We start from the raw sequence: 15,166 nt of genomic DNA, 5'->3' as shown, positions 1-15,166 counted from the left end.
CACTAATAATAATTTCAAATTTTTCTATTTATTGCAGTTACATTCCTCCTCCCAACACATGATAAAGTTTGATTACACTTTGTATGCGTTCAAAACGAGTTTGTAGCTGTTGCACTTCCGCTTCGAGAAGAGACTGTTGGGCGGTCAACACTTCCAGATAGGTGGCATTGGAATGACGCATAAGCGATTCTGTCTTTCGCACAGCATCGCATAATGTTTCAACCTGTCGAGCATTGATTTCAATTTGCGATTTTGCCGTCTGCCATGCAGTCAGAGCATCGTTCACTTCTTTTCCAGCGTTCAGCAATGATTGCCGGAACAACAGTTTGGCTTCTTCCTGACGGCTTTTGGCTATCTTCAAGTTGGCGATGTTTGTGCCCCGGTTGAATAAGGGCTGTGTCAGGGAACCGATGGCATTGAGCAACCATTGTCCGGGATTTACGATTACGCCACCGCCGTTATTAGTCCATCCAAGAGTCCCCGAGAGGGTAATATTGGGATAGAAGGCGGCACGAGCCGCATTGGTGGCGTAGAACGCCTGCGCCAGTTCCATTTCAGCCTGACGCACGTCGGGACGGTTGGAAAGCAGTTGCAAAGGGACTCCAATCGAGACAGTATCGGGGAAAGCAGCCTCGGCCAGATTACTTCGTCCAATCGAGTGTGACGGCATGGCAAGTATCGCAGACAGGGCATTTTCTGTTTCGGAAATACTCTTGCGTATGGATAACAGGGATGCTTCGAGTCGCATCACGTTCGCCTTTGCCTGCAATACGCCGGCTTCGTTTGATTTCCCCACTTTTTTCAACGCTTCAAGAGTACGTACGGTAGTCCGCCAGTTCTCCAAAGTCCGGTTACTTATTGCCATTTGTGCGTCAAGCATGGCAAGGGTGTAGTAACTGTCTGCAATAGTGGCGACAAGCTGTGTCTGTACGGCCTGCCGGTAGGCACGGCTTCCTTGTAACGCGGCGGCTGCACCACGCTTTGCCGCCGTAAGTTTGCCGAAGATGTCCAGTTCCCAGCTTGCCGACGCTCCCACATTATATGTCTTTGCCGTTGCTCCGTCATGTTTATTGGCATTACCTTCGGCAGTCAGTCCCAGTGATGGAAGATATGATAGTCTGGCAGTCATCAGGACGGCTTCTGTCGCTTCCACGCGTAACCGTGCCACATTGAGGTCTGTGTTCCGTTCAAGTCCGGTTTCAATCAAGGACTGGAGTTTCGGGTCGGTAAACATTTCCCGCCACGACAGGGACGCGATGGTCGTTGTATCAATGTCCGCCGGTACGTCCCGATACAGATTCTCCGTTGAGAGGTCAGGACGATGATACCGGCTGTATGTGCCACAACCGGCAAACATCCATCCCGACAATATGATATATATTACTGTCTTCTTCATTTAATTATGCTTAACACGTTCTTGAATATATTGGAATACAATAAACAATGACGGCACAAGGAACAACAGAGCCAAAGTACCGACAATCATTCCACCGATTACACCTGTGGCAAGCGAACGGCTGCCGTTGGCACCCACTCCGTGCGCCATCATCAGCGGGACAAGACCGAACACCATGGACAGCACAGTCATCAATATAGGGCGCAGGCGGACTTTTGCCGCACTGTATGCTGCCTGTGCCAGCGTCATGCCTTCCGACCGCCGCTTGCCGGCGTATTCGGTAAGCAGGATGGCGGTCTTGGCAAGCAGGCCGATAATCATGATTAATCCGGTCTGCATGTAGATGTTGTTCTCCAGACCGAAGAGCCACGCAAACAGGAAACTGCCCATTAGTCCGCAAGGCACCGACAACAGAACCGCGAAGGGTATGAACACGCTCTCATACAAGGCGCACAGAATCAGATAGACCAGAACCATGCAGAGCAGGAATATAAGCGTGGCATTGTTGGTCGTCTTGCTTTCCTCACGCGAAATGCCGCCAAACTCGTATGTGTAATTTGACGGAAGCACTTCACGTGCCGTCTCGCCGATGGCTTCGAGCACCTGCCCTGAACTGTAACCCTGCGCCGGCGACCCGCTAATCGAGATGGCGTTGAACAGGTTGAAACGGGTGAGGTCTGACGGGCCGTTGGTCTTGGTCAGGCGCACGAACCGGCTCAAAGGCGACATGCCGCCATCGGAGGCGCGCACATACATGTGGTGCAGGGATTCCGCATTCACACGATATTCCGCCGGAGCCTGCATGGTCACATGGTAGAGCTTGGAGAACCGGTTAAAGTCGGAAACATATTGTCCGGTATAATAGCCCGACAATGTGGAAAGCACATCTGCGGGCGACACACCCGACTGCTCACATTTGGCGGCATCGATATCCACCCAGTATTGCGGATAGTCCGTGGCAAAGGAGGAATAGACTTCGCCGATTTCGGGTCGTTGCGACAAGGCTTCGACAAACTTGTCCGCCTCTTCCTTGAAAGCGGCGATGTTTCCGCCCGCCTTGTCCTGCAAATAAAGCTCGAAACCGTTTCCCATGCCGTACCCGGCAATCATCGGAGGCGACATGGCGAACACCGTGGCATCGGGAATATCTGAAGTGGCGGCATAAATCTTTCCGATGACATCATTCACCGACTGCCCCTCTCCCTTACGATCCTCCCAGTCTTTGAGTGTCACGAAATACATCGCCTGCGAGGGACCGGAACCGCTGAAAGAGAAACCGGCTACCGCACCGCTGTATTCAATCTCGCCGATGCTGTCGAGACGGCTGTTGATACGCTCCATCACCTTACTTGTCTGAGCCATGGATGTGCCGGGCTTCGTGTTCATGCTCACCATGACCGTCCCGGTGTCCTCTTCGGGAATAAGTCCCGTCTTTGTGACATTGACCAGCAGCACCAGCAACCCGAAAGAAATGCCTATGATGCTCCACAACAGCCATCGGCGATGGATAATGAACATCACTCCACGTACATAGCGTCGGCTCAGACTGTCGAAGACGGCATTGAACGCTTTACGGAAACGGGCTGCAAAATTGTTCTTAGTGTTGCCCTGCTCATCGATATAGGGTTTCAGCAGCAGCGCGCAAAGTGCCGGTGAGAGTGTGAAGGCATTGACTGCCGAGATTCCCACGGCAACAGCCATCGTGATACCGAACTGCGTGTAGAACGCTCCCGAAGTCCCGCCCATCATGGCTACGGGGAAAAACACTGCCATAAAGATTATGGTAGAGGTCAGGATAGCCGACGAAACGCCTTTCATGGCATCATCAGCCGCGAGAACTGCTGATTGATAGCCCTCATCGAACTTCGCCTGCACCGCTTCCACCACCACAATGGCATCATCGACCACGGTTCCGATGGCAAGCACAAGCGCGAACAGGGTGAGCAGGTTGATGGAGAATCCAATCATGGACATCACGGCAAATGTGCCGATGATGGAAACGAAGATGGATATGGTAGGGATAAGCGTTGACTTGATGTCCTGCAAGAACACATACACCACCACGATGACCAGAAGTATCGCTTCCAATAAGGTGCGGAGGACAGAGTGGATGGAGGCATACAGGAACTTGTTGGTATCGGTAAGCACCACGAATTCCGTCCCTTCGGGCAAGTCCCGGCTAAGGTCGTCAAGCACTTCGTGAATCTCCTTGATGGTGCTTGATGCATTGGACCCGGCTTTCTGGTTGATGAGCATCATAGCTGCCGGATGCCCGTTCACCTCGGAGGAATAGTTGTAGTATTCATCGCCCAGTTCCACATCGGCAACCTCTTTCAACCGAAGCACATTGCCGCCCGGCAGTGACTTGACGACCAGCTCACCGAACTCTTCCGCTCCGGACAAGCGTCCGCGGTATTTCATCGTGTATTCATTGGCGGTAGGATGATTGGCACCGAAGGAGCCGGTGGCGGCCTCGATGTTCTGTCGTGCAAGTACGGCAGAGATGTCATCGGGGATAAGCCCGTATTGCGCCATCTTGTCGGGACGCAGCCAAAGTCGCATGCTGTAGTTGGAACCGAACAACTGTGCCTTTCCCACGCCGCTGATACGTTTCAGCCTCGGCTCGACATTGATTTTCACGTAATTGTTCAGGAAGGTCTGGTCGAAGCGGTCATCGGGCGAATAGAGCGCGAAAGTCATCAGTTCGGCATTCTGCTGCTTTTCAGTGGTGACACCGGTCTTGGTGGCTTCCGCCGGAAGTTGGCTCAGTGCGCCGTTCACGCGGTTCTGCACGTTTACCGCCGCCATGTCCGCGTTGGTTCCCTGTTTGAAATAGATGTTGATGGAAGCATCTCCCGTATTCGATGCCGTGGAAGTCATATAGGTCATGTCTTCCACTCCGTTGATGGCTTCTTCCAGAGGGGTTATCACTGCCTTCTGCACGGTTTCAGCGTTTGCTCCCGGATAAGTTGCGAATACGTTGATGGTCGGAGGTGCGATGTCGGGGTATTGTTCCACCGGCAAGGAAAACATGGAAATCATGCCCAACAGTACAATCACCACCGAGATAACGCCCGAAAACACCGGGCGGTCTATAAAAAATCGCAGGTTCATTTCGTTTCGTTTTTAGGGGTTATGCTCATGCCTTCTCTCACCAGTCCCACGCCTTCGGCGACAATGGTGTCACCGACCGAAAGACCTTCTTTTACGATAAACCGGTTGCCGTCGTTCAGGCGGTCCACCGTGAGATAGGCGGCTTCCGCCTGTCCGTTTTTCAGACGGTAAGCGATAATCTTGTCCTGCAGTTCCACGGTGGCGGTCATGGGAATGGTTACGGCCTCCGTTTTCGGGTTTTGAAGGATGACATTGCCGATGCTGCCACTCAACAGTTCGCGGTCGGGATTGGGGAACAGGGCTTTGATTTGTACCGTTCCGGTAACAGGATCCACCACGCCGCTTACGGTTTCAATACGTCCTTTCGCCTTGTACAGGCTGCCGTCGTTGAGTTGCAGGCCCACTTCCGGCGTCCCGGCTATCATGCTGTCAATCGAGCCATAGCGAGCCGAATATCGCCGTAGCATATTCTCCGAAATGGAGAAATAGGCATACATCTCCGCATTGTCGGACACGACCGTGAAAGGCTGTGCCATATTGGGACCGACAAGCGCACCGATGCGATAGGGCAATGTGCCTACTACTCCGTTGCTCGGGCTTTTGATTTCCGTATAGGAGAGATTGTTGCGTGCATCCGATTCTTGTGCCTTTGCCTGTTCGAGTTCAGCACACGCCACTGCCAGTTGGTTCCGGGCGAGAGAAAGCTCGTAGTCGGATATGACCTTCTCGTCAAACAATGCCTGCTTGCCCCGCAGCTCGATTCTTGCCGTTTCCACTTTTGCCTGTGCCGCGCTGACATTGGCCTGCGCCGTGCGTAATGCCGCCCGATAGGGCACTTGGTCAATTACAGCCAATACTTGACCGGTCTTCACCCGTTCACCCTCTTTCACTTTCAGACGGATAATGCGCCCGGATATTTGCGGCAGGATGTCCACATCCTGCCGTCCGCGTATGGCGGCGGAATAGGACTCGGAGATTTCCACCGGACTTGCCGCGACCTTTATGACCCGATAACTCTGCACCGCATCCTGCTTGCCGTCCGCCTGCCTGCATCCGGTCGGCAGGAACAGCATGAGAGCAAATGCGGCGAAATTCGTGATAATGAATTGCTTGTTCATATTTTCTTCTTGTTTTGTATTAATTACCCGTTGGTTGAATTAAAATTCTAAATATTTACAAATGAAAAAGTTGCACAATTTGCGGATTATTATTAAATTAGTGGTAACCACACCGTTAACTACTATTGCACTGCTTATGCGCAACTTCATAGCAAATTTCGTCAGAATCCTCGGAATCTGCAAGGATTTTGCCGGAAATCGAGTTAATGAACATGGAAACGTACCCAGGTGCGGTGTTGTTCCCAAGTTTTCCGACCTTGAAGTCATTGCTCTCGGGATAACCGCCGAGTCCTTCGGCTTCGACAGCGAGAATCTTCTTTTTTATCGTCTGCACCATGAGTGTAAGGAGGATTTGCCTAACCTGATCAGTCGCAGACAATTCAATGCCCGACGCAAGCTCACGGCCCGACTTGCAGAAGAAATCCGCAAGGATGTAGCCAGAGCTATTGATGGCCCCGAAGATGTATTCTGCATTGATTCTAAACCAGTAAAGGTATGCCGGAACGCACGGGCCAAACGATGCACCATGGGACAAGACAATCCCGATGCTGCTCCCGACTGGGGATACTGCGCTTCGCAAGGCTTGCATTATTATGGCTATAAGCTCCATGTTGTCTGCGGAATACTTGGTGTTATCCATTCCTTTGACATGACTGCCGCAAGTGTTCATGACCTTCATTTTCTCAAGGACGTACGCTGGGAATATCATGATTGCATGATGCTTGGAGACAAAGGCTATCTCTGTGCTGAGATTCAGAAGAATCTCTTTGAGGCAGCAAATATCACTCTTGAAGTTCCATATCGGCTGAATCAGAAAAACTGGCATCCGCCTACATGGGCATACAAGAGATTCCGTAAACGTATCGAAACGATATTTTCCCAGCTCAACGACAATCTTATGATGATACGAAACTATGCAAAACAATCCTGCGGTCTTTTCACCCGCATAGCAGGCAAAATAGCAGCAATGACGTTCATGCAATATGTCAATTTCGTTAATCATCATCCGATTGGGCGGATAAAATATTCTCTAATTTAATTCAACCAACAGGTATGTAATTGAAGAGCTTACACTGAAGTACTACTTTTGTTTTGCAATTGCATAAAAGAGCGTTCAACAAAACAACAAGGTTTTAAAAAAAAGAACAATGAAAAAAGTAAAATTTATCAAATTCACTATGGCGTTTTTCGCCTGTGTTCTTGCAGTAACCATGGGTTCCTGCGATAAGAACGATGACCCCAAAGTTCCAGATCTCAAGTGCACCCCTTCTAAGGTAGAAGTGGCTCCCGGTAAAACAGCAACGGTGACTGTAAGCGGTGGCACGGCTCCATTTACAGTGACCTCAAGTGATAGCAAGATTGCAACAGCTAAAGCAGACAAGAACACTATTACAATTACCGGTGTCAAAAATGGTACAGCGACCATACTCATCTCCGACTCAAAGAAACTTACAGGAAAGGTTCCTGTGATGGTCAAAGATATGGCATCCGAACTTGATTTCGATAAAAAGTCTATATCCGTAACTGCCGGGAAGGAAGAGACTGTCACTGTAAAAGGTGGTTCCGCTCCTTTTACAGCAACCGCCAAGGACACGAAAATTGCCACAGTCACAATCAAAGATGGAAAGATTATTATCAAAGGTGTCAAGGCTGGCAGCACTTCAGTGACTGTTACTGATAAGGATAAGAAAGCTGGAACTATTTCAGTTACAGTAAAATAAAGTGTTAAAAATCCTATTGGGAAGGAAGAAGAAACGCATGTATTTTTTCTTTCCAATAGGATTGTTATGTATTATGGTTTGCTAACAAAAATGAATGGAGTAATGGGATATCGAAAAAGGAGTCGTATTGACAATTGTCTTTTTATTAGTTATTTGCATGACAAATTGCCGTTCATGCTGCTACGGATAAGGGTCAGTAATAATTTTGGAGATAAACATGGATTATATAAGACCCCGTTATTGTATCCTTACCTAAGTTTTGGATATACTATTAAATAACGTCAATAGTTCAAAATGGAAAATCCACTTCCTTTGAAACTCATAGAAGAGCAAGAGTTATTTGAAAAACTGTTGGAACTTCTGGTTTTATCAACGCATTCTCCCAAAGGACGATTTTCAAAAGATAATAGTTACATTATATTTAAGAAAAAGATGGAAACAACAAAAGATGGGAACACTGTAAAATTGGTATTGCCTTTCCCTCATTTTTTGTGGATACTTGCCAACCAACCTGAGATCCTCAAAGGAAAAGCAAATAAAGTCAATAAAAACGGAGAGGATAATAAGTAATATTGACATACTGTGAGGCGTTGTCTTTATTCAGATCATCATGTTGCCCCCAATTAATTATTAATGACTGCATTTACATGTGGGCTCGGTGTATTCACTTCATCCTTATGTTTTCTGAAAATTATTATGAAGTGGGATAATCTTGCGTTTTATCTGGGGATAAATTACTGGAATGCAAACATTAATGGCAGCAGCAAATGGGGAAAGAATATGGCTGACAATCGGATACGGTTCGTTATTTTGATAACATAAATATTTTGGCAAAAATGCATAGTAAGAAATCAAATATTGGCATGGCGGCAAAGGCATTCCTGCTAACAGCTATAGGATTACCTATGGGGGTAAGTGCACAGGGGGTAATCGAGGAAAAGGCAGATACGATAGTTGTTTATCCGACACAGCACCTTGAGGAGGTTGTCATCGTGCATCAGATCCCGATAGTCAAACTAAAAACCGACAAGGTGACTTATCAGGTGAGTAATGATGTGGAGTCAAAGACACGCAGTGTATTGGACATACTGCGCAAGGTTCCTATGGTGACCGTGGACGGACGAAACAATATCATGGTAAACGGCTCCGCACAGTTCAAGGTTTATGTGGACGGAAGATTGAGTACTGTCATCACTCGCAATCCAAAACAGACGTTACGCAGTATGCCTGCCAGTCACGTGAAGAACATTGAAGTTATCACCAATCCAGGTGCCCAGTATGATGCAGAGGGAACTGGAGGTGTCCTTTGCATCACCACCAAGAAAGGTGGTGCCAAACAAGCATTGGCATTAGAAGATGACGGGTATGACGGAGCCACAAGTGGCTCCGTACACCTTCTGACAGGTATTCTGAGCAACGGAGTTGACGCCAGTCTCTCCGGTCAACAAGGCAAATGGTCGTATGACGTAAATTTGAACGGAGAATATATGTATTCAACGGGTATCATTGTAGAATCGGAGGTGACCGGCAACGGGACACGTCAATGGATGCGACAAAAGTCCTCATCGAAAATGCCATTCTCAATGGGCGAAGTTGGTGTGGGATACGAGATTGATTCCGTCCAATCACTCCATGTTTCCATGTCCACGACTTGGTTTGCTACAAAAGAAAAGAGCCGTCCCTCCTATCTTTACTCAGGCGGTATGTGGGGACAGGAGATGGCTTTCAGTGGTAGTCAGAAGATGAATATGAACGAGATTTCGGTAGATGGAGGCATCGATTACCAACGTCAGTGGGGTGACAGGGGCAGGCTGTTTGCGAGTTATCAGATAAGCCATGCTCCCAACCGAAATGATACAGAGAACAGATACGATGGTCTTGACACCTCCTTGCACCCCGAAATCACTTCCACTGTGAAGGACATCCGGACAGAAATTTGTGATCGCACCACACAACACCACCTATCCACCGACCTTACCATTCCGCTTACCCGGCATCAACAACTCAACACCGGTGTGAAGTTCTCCTTCGACCGTGGAGAGAGTCAGGCTACCGAAATGCGCTTTTTGAATGGCGGTTTCGTGGAACAAAAGGCGGCTGCCATGCACTACCGACAATCTCAAAACATAGCCGCCCTGTATGCCGAATGGGAGGCTCAATGGGGATGGCTGGGCTTGAAGGAGGGCCTTCGCTATGAACATACCTGGCAGAAATCACGCTATCTGAAGGGAGAAGGGAGTAAATTCTCGCTTCACTATGGCGACCTCGTACCATCCGTCTCTCTTACTGCCAAAGCTAAGGAGAACAGCACATTTGGCGTGAGCTACACCATGCGTATACGTCGGCCAAGAATCAATGAACTCGACCCATATGTCAATAAGTCCGACCCTACCCAGCTTTCGTATGGCAATCCCAACCTGAAAGCACAACATCTAAATAATCTGGCTATTGTACATACGTTGAGGGCAAATACGTTAGCAATGCGAATCAGCCTCAATCATTCATGGAGTAACGATGGTATTGTCCGGTATTCATCAATGAAGGACGGGCGTATAAATACCACCTTTGGCAATATAGCCAGAAATCGCAAGACATCGCTGAATGCTTATGCCTCATGGAATGCGACACGTTCAACCCGCTTGATGCTGAATGGAGAGGTGGGCTATAGTGACATGCGAAGCCGGGAGATTGATGCCCGTAACTATGGTTGGCATGGTAACCTGAATCTGGGGTGGCAACAGAATCTGCCTTGGCAGTTGAAATGGAGCAGTAATCTGGAATGGATGTCGCGTCGGTACTCTCTCCAAGGTTACGATTCGGGTATGATGATGATAAGCGCAACACTCGCACGCTCCTTCCTCAATGACAAACTGGATGTGGCTATCAGTGGCATGAGCGGTTTAGGTCATGGTGGTAAAATGTATTGGGAGTCGGTATCTCGCACCAAGGACTTCACGAATATATCACGATTCATTGAACCCATGCAGGACATCACCATAGGTATCACTTATACGTTTGGTGGAAAAAGTAGGAAATATACAGAAAAAACCGTATCGGATTCATTTGAAATGGGGGACAGTCGTATCGTAAAACAGCAGACAAAACGAAGAGGAAAATTATGAATCGTATTTAGCATGAATGCAACTATCCGGACTGTTTTGAGAGCAACCCAGATTAAAATAATTGATGGTGATATATTTTATCTTATGAGACAAGATATTATCGTTCTCTGTGTAGTGAAAAATAATTAGGAAGAATCGCTAAACTGAATTAGCCAATGACTGTTGGTAAACAAGAAAGGGATGTCACGGACAACAAGATGCTGTCCGTCATTCCAGTAGCAGGAATATTTTTCAAGTTTCTCCTGTTCAATGCAATATGGTGTTATTACACCACCTTTACACCTTTTTCATGCTGGGAATCGTATGCCACTGCTTTTGTGGCAACCCTTCTGTTGTCTGTCCCTTATATATTGACAAGGCATATTGCGGCAGGCGTGCTTGTCATGTCTGTGCTGGATATATGGATGGTTGCCAACCTGATGTATTACCGTACCTATTTTTCAGCCATTCCTCTGTCAAGTTATATGTTGGCGGGAAATCTTGCAGACTTCCTGCCAAGCGTGACCGCTTCGTTACGATGGTGTGATTTATTGTTCCCAATTTCGACAGTCGTCACCGTATTCCTTACATTTCGGATAGGTTGCCGGCAGAAAATCACATTGCGATTTAGCAGACGGACATATTTCGTATTGCTGATTTTTTCATGTGCCCTGTTAAGTATCAATTTATCCGTCCGGGGAGGTTTCATTGCGATATACAGGGCATTGAGGTCATCCGCACATCAACACGCCAGTGGCCCGCCACTCTACACGCTGTTCGGCACACTTTATTTTGATTATGCGGAGGAGTTGCCCGAACTTACAGAAGAACAGGAGCGTGAGATTCATATCTGGCTCTCCGGAAGACCGCCGCTTGTTCCCGTACCGGACATTGAATGCAGGGACAACTGCATCCTTATTTTGGCTGAATCACTGGAAAGTTGGGTGTTGAATCTTACGGTCGAAAATCAGGAAATCACACCTTACCTTAACAAGCTCCTCAAAGAGCCATCCACGCTGTATGCGCCCCATGTGCTTACACAAGTCAACGGAGGGCGTTCCATTGACGCCCAGTTGCTTATGCTTGCCGGTCTGTTGCCATTGCAGACCGGCGCATACAGTTGCCGTTTCCCTTTCAATACATACCACACTTTGCCCAAAGCTATGAAGGAGCTGAAAGGCGCACGTAACTATCTTCTCACGGTGGACAAGACAAAGACATGGAACCAAGGAGCAGTGGCACGGAGTTTCGGGATAGACACAATTATCTCTTATCCCGATTTCCGAATGACAGAAACATTCGGAAATCGGAAGCGACTGGGTGATAAGGCATTTTTTGCCCAATGCATGGAAAAGATTGAAAAAGGAGAAGTTTGGCACTCCGGTGAAAACGTATTTATCCAGATGGTCACTTATTCCGGTCATTCACCGTTCAAGATGCCCGAATCGCTTAAAACCGTTCATTTCTCTAATCGGGTTCCCGAAATCATGGCAGACTATATGACAGTGGCGCATTATACAGACGAAGCTATCGGGAAATTCGTGGAATATCTGAAAAACCGTCCCGAATATGAACGTACAATGGTTGTAATAACCGGTGACCACGAGGGCTTGGCAGACCACCGGAAAGAACTGTGCCATACAAAGGCTGGGAAAGGAATAATTTCCGAAGACGAGTTCACACCATTCATAGTATTGAACTCTCCTGTTCCGATGCACTATCTCAAAGTTATGGGACAGATTGACATATATCCTACTCTTCTGAATTTACTCGGTCTGGAAAAATTCCGATGGAGCGGTATTGGTCAAAGCATTCTTGACCCTCGAAAGCCGGGCATTGCCATCAGTCCGAAAAGAAAAATAGAAGGTGATACCTTGCATATATCTGCGGATGAACTTTTACGGATGCAGCAATCTCAAGTAATCTCTGACCGGATAATACGATTCGATAAATTGAAAGATCTACGATAGCCGATACTTCGGAAGTCATTTTTGTTGTTTCAGGCGTGTTTTTCTCTGTTTCGATTGTATTCCGATTGCTACGACCTCGGATACGAAATAATTTTGCACCTAAAAAATGAATAACATGATTATCGAAACGATTAAACGGCTGTCAATAGATATGTTCATTGCAATCATGGCGATTGAAGCAATTGTCATTGCGGCAATCGCTTTGTCGCTTTTGATTGGTACGTTTTGCAAATAATCCCACAGGACATGGAGCAAAAGGAAATATATATCGAAACCGAACGAATTATCATTCGAAATTTCAAGCAGAAGGATGCCGAAGGATTGTTGGAGTATCTTTCTAATCCTCGTGTGAATTGCTTTGCCGGAGACCGCCTTTGTTCCGAAGAGGCGGCATGGGCATATATGCAGTATTCCCCGAAAGACATGCTGCGCTATGCGGTGAGTCTGAAAAAAGATGACTTTATTATCGGTGACGTGTTTGCTTTGCGTGAGAATGAGGACACTTATAATGTGGGGTGGCATTTCAACAAACGTTTTGAAGGCAAAGGATTCGCTTGTGAAGCGGCAGCCGGATTGTTGGATTATCTTTTCCGGGAGGCGGGCGCACGGCGTATCTATGGATTTGTGGAAGATGACAATATCCGCTCCAAACGCTTATGCGAACGTCTTGGTATGCGCCGCGAAGGATGTTTCAAAGAGTTTGTGACATTCGTAAACAATCCTGACGGCTCCCCAAAATATGAAGATACCTGTGTTTATGCCATTCTCGAAAAAGAGTGGAATACCATCCGTCAGTGGTGACACACCAAACCTATTATGAATTAATACCTGTTGGTTGAATTAAATTAGAGAATATTTTATCCGCCCAATCGGATGATGATTAACGAAATTGACATATTGCATGAACGTCATTGCTGCTATTTTGCCTGCTATGCGGGTGAAAAGACCGCAGGATTGTTTTGCATAGTTTCGTATCATCATAAGATTGTCGTTGAGCTGGGAAAATATCGTTTCGATACGTTTACGGAATCTCTTGTATGCCCATGTAGGCGGATGCCAGTTTTTCTGATTCAGCCGATATGGAACTTCAAGAGTGATATTTGCTGCCTCAAAGAGATTCTTCTGAATCTCAGCACAGAGATAGCCTTTGTCTCCAAGCATCATGCAATCATGATATTCCCAGCGTACGTCCTTGAGAAAATGAAGGTCATGAACACTTGCGGCAGTCATGTCAAAGGAATGGATAACACCAAGTATTCCGCAGACAACATGGAGCTTATAGCCATAATAATGCAAGCCTTGCGAAGCGCAGTATCCCCAGTCGGGAGCAGCATCGGGATTGTCTTGTCCCATGGTGCATCGTTTGGCCCGTGCGTTCCGGCATACCTTTACTGGTTTAGAATCAATGCAGAATACATCTTCGGGGCCATCAATAGCTCTGGCTACATCCTTGCGGATTTCTTCTGCAAGTCGGGCCGTGAGCTTGCGTCGGGCATTGAATTGTCTGCGACTGATCAGGTTAGGCAAATCCTCCTTACACTCATGGTGCAGACGATAAAAAAGAAGATTCTCGCTGTCGAAGCCGAAGGACTCGGCGGTTATCCCGAGAGCAATGACTTCAAGGTCGGAAAACTTGGGAACAACACCGCACCTGGGTACGTTTCCATGTTCATTAACTCGATTTCCGGCAAAATCCTTGCAGATTCCGAGGATTCTGACGAAATTTGCTATGAAGTTGCGCATAAGCAGTGCAATAGTAGTTAACGGTGTGGTTACCACTAATTTAATAATAATCCGCAAATTGTGCAACTTTTTCATTTGTAAATATTTAGAATTTTAATTCAACCAACGGGTTACATTTTATCTAAAACGGCGAAAACAGCATCCGAAACGCCATATTCATTATTTGAAATAACTTTCTTACGGGTTTTGCAATCTTATTTTAGATTATCGCATAATCATATGAACTTTATTTTATGGGCTGTTTAATAGTCACTGTCACTTGTTCCGCCTTGTTGGACGGATTGTATAGCAGATGGCTACACGACTCCATACATACCACGCATCCGCATAGCAGAATCCATACTGCAATAATCGTTATTTTGCTTTTTTTCTGTTTCATACTTGTCAATGATTAAAGAATAAACCTTTCAGGATTTGCTGGAACATCCCACCAAAATCAGCGTTTATTTCGCTGCCGTTATGCTTATACGACGGACGTATAATCGGCACAGTCCATTGCTGGTGGAACAAGTTGTTTCCATAACGTCTCATGCCCACATCCATTGACCATCGTTCTGCCAAATCAAAAGACAGATAACCGCCATAATGATAGCCGTCTAAACACCTCTTCGGTTTCATATCCAACAGATAGTATGTACCAAAGAGATGAAGCGATGTTTTGGGATAGAATTTATAGGAAACATCGGCTCCCATTCCGAATGTATTGCTACTCGAACGAGGAATACTCAGTTTGTGCGCATAGAGGCTTATGCCCAATTTCCATCTCTCGTTTGGAGAATATGCCGTTTTAACTTCAGCATAGTTCGATACGCCAACTCCTATGATGTTCTCCTGTCTGCCACGACCCCAAACATTCACCTTGTCAAACCGATGAATAACTCCGCCAACGCGATATTCGCCTTTATGTAAGGATGAACGGTCAACAGGGATTCCTAACCCTAAAATCCGCAACTATCATCCAATACACGATTAAGGGTAGATTTATGAGTCGTTAGTAGTAGCT

12 protein-coding genes are annotated in these 15,166 nt (G+C 47.0%); 6 read left to right on the top strand and 6 right to left on the bottom strand.

Features of this window, described 5'->3' with window-relative positions:
- Positions 1-37 precede the first annotated feature (37 nt).
- From F1644_RS03715 to F1644_RS03705, 3 genes are read right to left on the bottom strand one after another with little or no spacing between them, the layout of a single operon-like run.
- Positions 38-1,396 carry an efflux transporter outer membrane subunit gene (locus tag F1644_RS03715; protein ID WP_005809240.1) on the bottom strand — a complete coding sequence of 453 codons (1,359 nt, stop codon included), beginning with the start codon at positions 1,394-1,396 and terminating at the stop codon, positions 38-40.
- Positions 1,397-4,510 (bottom strand): efflux RND transporter permease subunit, encoded by a 3,114-nt coding sequence (locus F1644_RS03710; protein ID WP_122350854.1) that lies wholly within the window; start codon positions 4,508-4,510, stop codon positions 1,397-1,399.
- Positions 4,507-5,628, bottom strand: coding sequence for an efflux RND transporter periplasmic adaptor subunit (locus tag F1644_RS03705; RefSeq protein WP_005809248.1), 1,122 nt, complete (start codon positions 5,626-5,628; stop codon positions 4,507-4,509). The genes F1644_RS03710 and F1644_RS03705 overlap by 4 nt, the downstream gene beginning before the upstream one ends.
- Before the next feature lie 61 nt (positions 5,629-5,689).
- Here F1644_RS03705 and F1644_RS03700 point away from each other — a divergent pair, with 61 nt between their 5' ends.
- The 6 genes from F1644_RS03700 to F1644_RS03675 all read left to right on the top strand — a co-directional run bounded on the left by F1644_RS03700 (position 5,690) and on the right by F1644_RS03675 (position 13,221).
- Positions 5,690-6,667: an IS982 family transposase gene (locus tag F1644_RS03700; protein ID WP_065538169.1), complete on the top strand. Its 978-nt coding sequence runs from the start codon at positions 5,690-5,692 to the stop codon at positions 6,665-6,667.
- 109 nt (positions 6,668-6,776) lie between these two features.
- Positions 6,777-7,349, top strand: a complete 573-nt coding sequence (locus F1644_RS03695; RefSeq protein ID WP_007655484.1) for an Ig-like domain-containing protein — start codon at positions 6,777-6,779, stop codon at positions 7,347-7,349.
- Between the two features lie 294 nt (positions 7,350-7,643).
- Entirely contained in the window at positions 7,644-7,919 is a 276-nt protein-coding gene (locus F1644_RS03690) for a hypothetical protein (RefSeq protein ID WP_007655485.1), read from the top strand.
- 266 nt (positions 7,920-8,185) lie between these two features.
- Positions 8,186-10,471: an outer membrane beta-barrel family protein gene (locus F1644_RS03685; protein WP_016270806.1), complete on the top strand. Its 2,286-nt coding sequence runs from the start codon at positions 8,186-8,188 to the stop codon at positions 10,469-10,471.
- 155 nt (positions 10,472-10,626) lie between these two features.
- Entirely contained in the window at positions 10,627-12,420 is a 1,794-nt protein-coding gene (locus F1644_RS03680; RefSeq protein ID WP_032560190.1) for an LTA synthase family protein, read from the top strand.
- A gap of 261 nt (positions 12,421-12,681) precedes the next feature.
- Positions 12,682-13,221 carry a GNAT family N-acetyltransferase gene (locus tag F1644_RS03675; RefSeq protein ID WP_117616111.1) on the top strand — a complete coding sequence of 180 codons (540 nt, stop codon included), beginning with the start codon at positions 12,682-12,684 and terminating at the stop codon, positions 13,219-13,221.
- A gap of 39 nt (positions 13,222-13,260) precedes the next feature.
- Here F1644_RS03675 and F1644_RS03670 read toward each other — a convergent pair whose 3' ends face one another.
- The 3 genes from F1644_RS03670 to F1644_RS03660 all read right to left on the bottom strand — a co-directional run bounded on the left by F1644_RS03670 (position 13,261) and on the right by F1644_RS03660 (position 15,021).
- Complete coding sequence (locus tag F1644_RS03670) at positions 13,261-14,238, bottom strand: IS982 family transposase (protein WP_065538169.1); 978 nt, start codon at positions 14,236-14,238, stop codon at positions 13,261-13,263.
- 151 nt (positions 14,239-14,389) lie between these two features.
- Positions 14,390-14,542: a hypothetical protein gene (locus F1644_RS03665; protein WP_016270804.1), complete on the bottom strand. Its 153-nt coding sequence runs from the start codon at positions 14,540-14,542 to the stop codon at positions 14,390-14,392.
- Between the two features lie 5 nt (positions 14,543-14,547).
- Complete coding sequence (locus tag F1644_RS03660) at positions 14,548-15,021, bottom strand: hypothetical protein (protein ID WP_229782505.1); 474 nt, start codon at positions 15,019-15,021, stop codon at positions 14,548-14,550.
- Positions 15,022-15,166: the final 145 nt, after the last annotated feature.

The sequence above is a fragment of the Butyricimonas paravirosa genome (genome assembly GCF_032878955.1).
GTDB lineage: Bacteria > Bacteroidota > Bacteroidia > Bacteroidales > Marinifilaceae > Butyricimonas > Butyricimonas paravirosa.
The sequence above is the reverse complement of the archived record's forward strand: the minus strand, read 5'-3'. Positions and strand labels throughout refer to the sequence as shown.

Bases quoted from the DNA above. Each gene is read 5' to 3' on its own strand.
- F1644_RS03700 (WP_065538169.1), top strand. From the start codon at position 5,690: ATGAAAAAGTTGCACAATTTGCGGATTATTATTAAATTAGTGGTAACC.
- F1644_RS03695 (WP_007655484.1), top strand. From the start codon at position 6,777: ATGAAAAAAGTAAAATTTATCAAATTCACTATGGCGTTTTTCGCCTGT.
- F1644_RS03670 (WP_065538169.1), bottom strand. From the start codon at position 14,238: ATGAAAAAGTTGCACAATTTGCGGATTATTATTAAATTAGTGGTAACC.
- F1644_RS03685 (WP_016270806.1), top strand. From the start codon at position 8,186: ATGCATAGTAAGAAATCAAATATTGGCATGGCGGCAAAGGCATTCCTG.
- F1644_RS03710 (WP_122350854.1), bottom strand. From the start codon at position 4,510: ATGAACCTGCGATTTTTTATAGACCGCCCGGTGTTTTCGGGCGTTATC.
- F1644_RS03705 (WP_005809248.1), bottom strand. From the start codon at position 5,628: ATGAACAAGCAATTCATTATCACGAATTTCGCCGCATTTGCTCTCATG.
- F1644_RS03690 (WP_007655485.1), top strand. From the start codon at position 7,644: ATGGAAAATCCACTTCCTTTGAAACTCATAGAAGAGCAAGAGTTATTT.
- F1644_RS03680 (WP_032560190.1), top strand. From the start codon at position 10,627: ATGACTGTTGGTAAACAAGAAAGGGATGTCACGGACAACAAGATGCTG.
- F1644_RS03665 (WP_016270804.1), bottom strand. From the start codon at position 14,542: ATGAAACAGAAAAAAAGCAAAATAACGATTATTGCAGTATGGATTCTG.
- F1644_RS03715 (WP_005809240.1), bottom strand. From the start codon at position 1,396: ATGAAGAAGACAGTAATATATATCATATTGTCGGGATGGATGTTTGCC.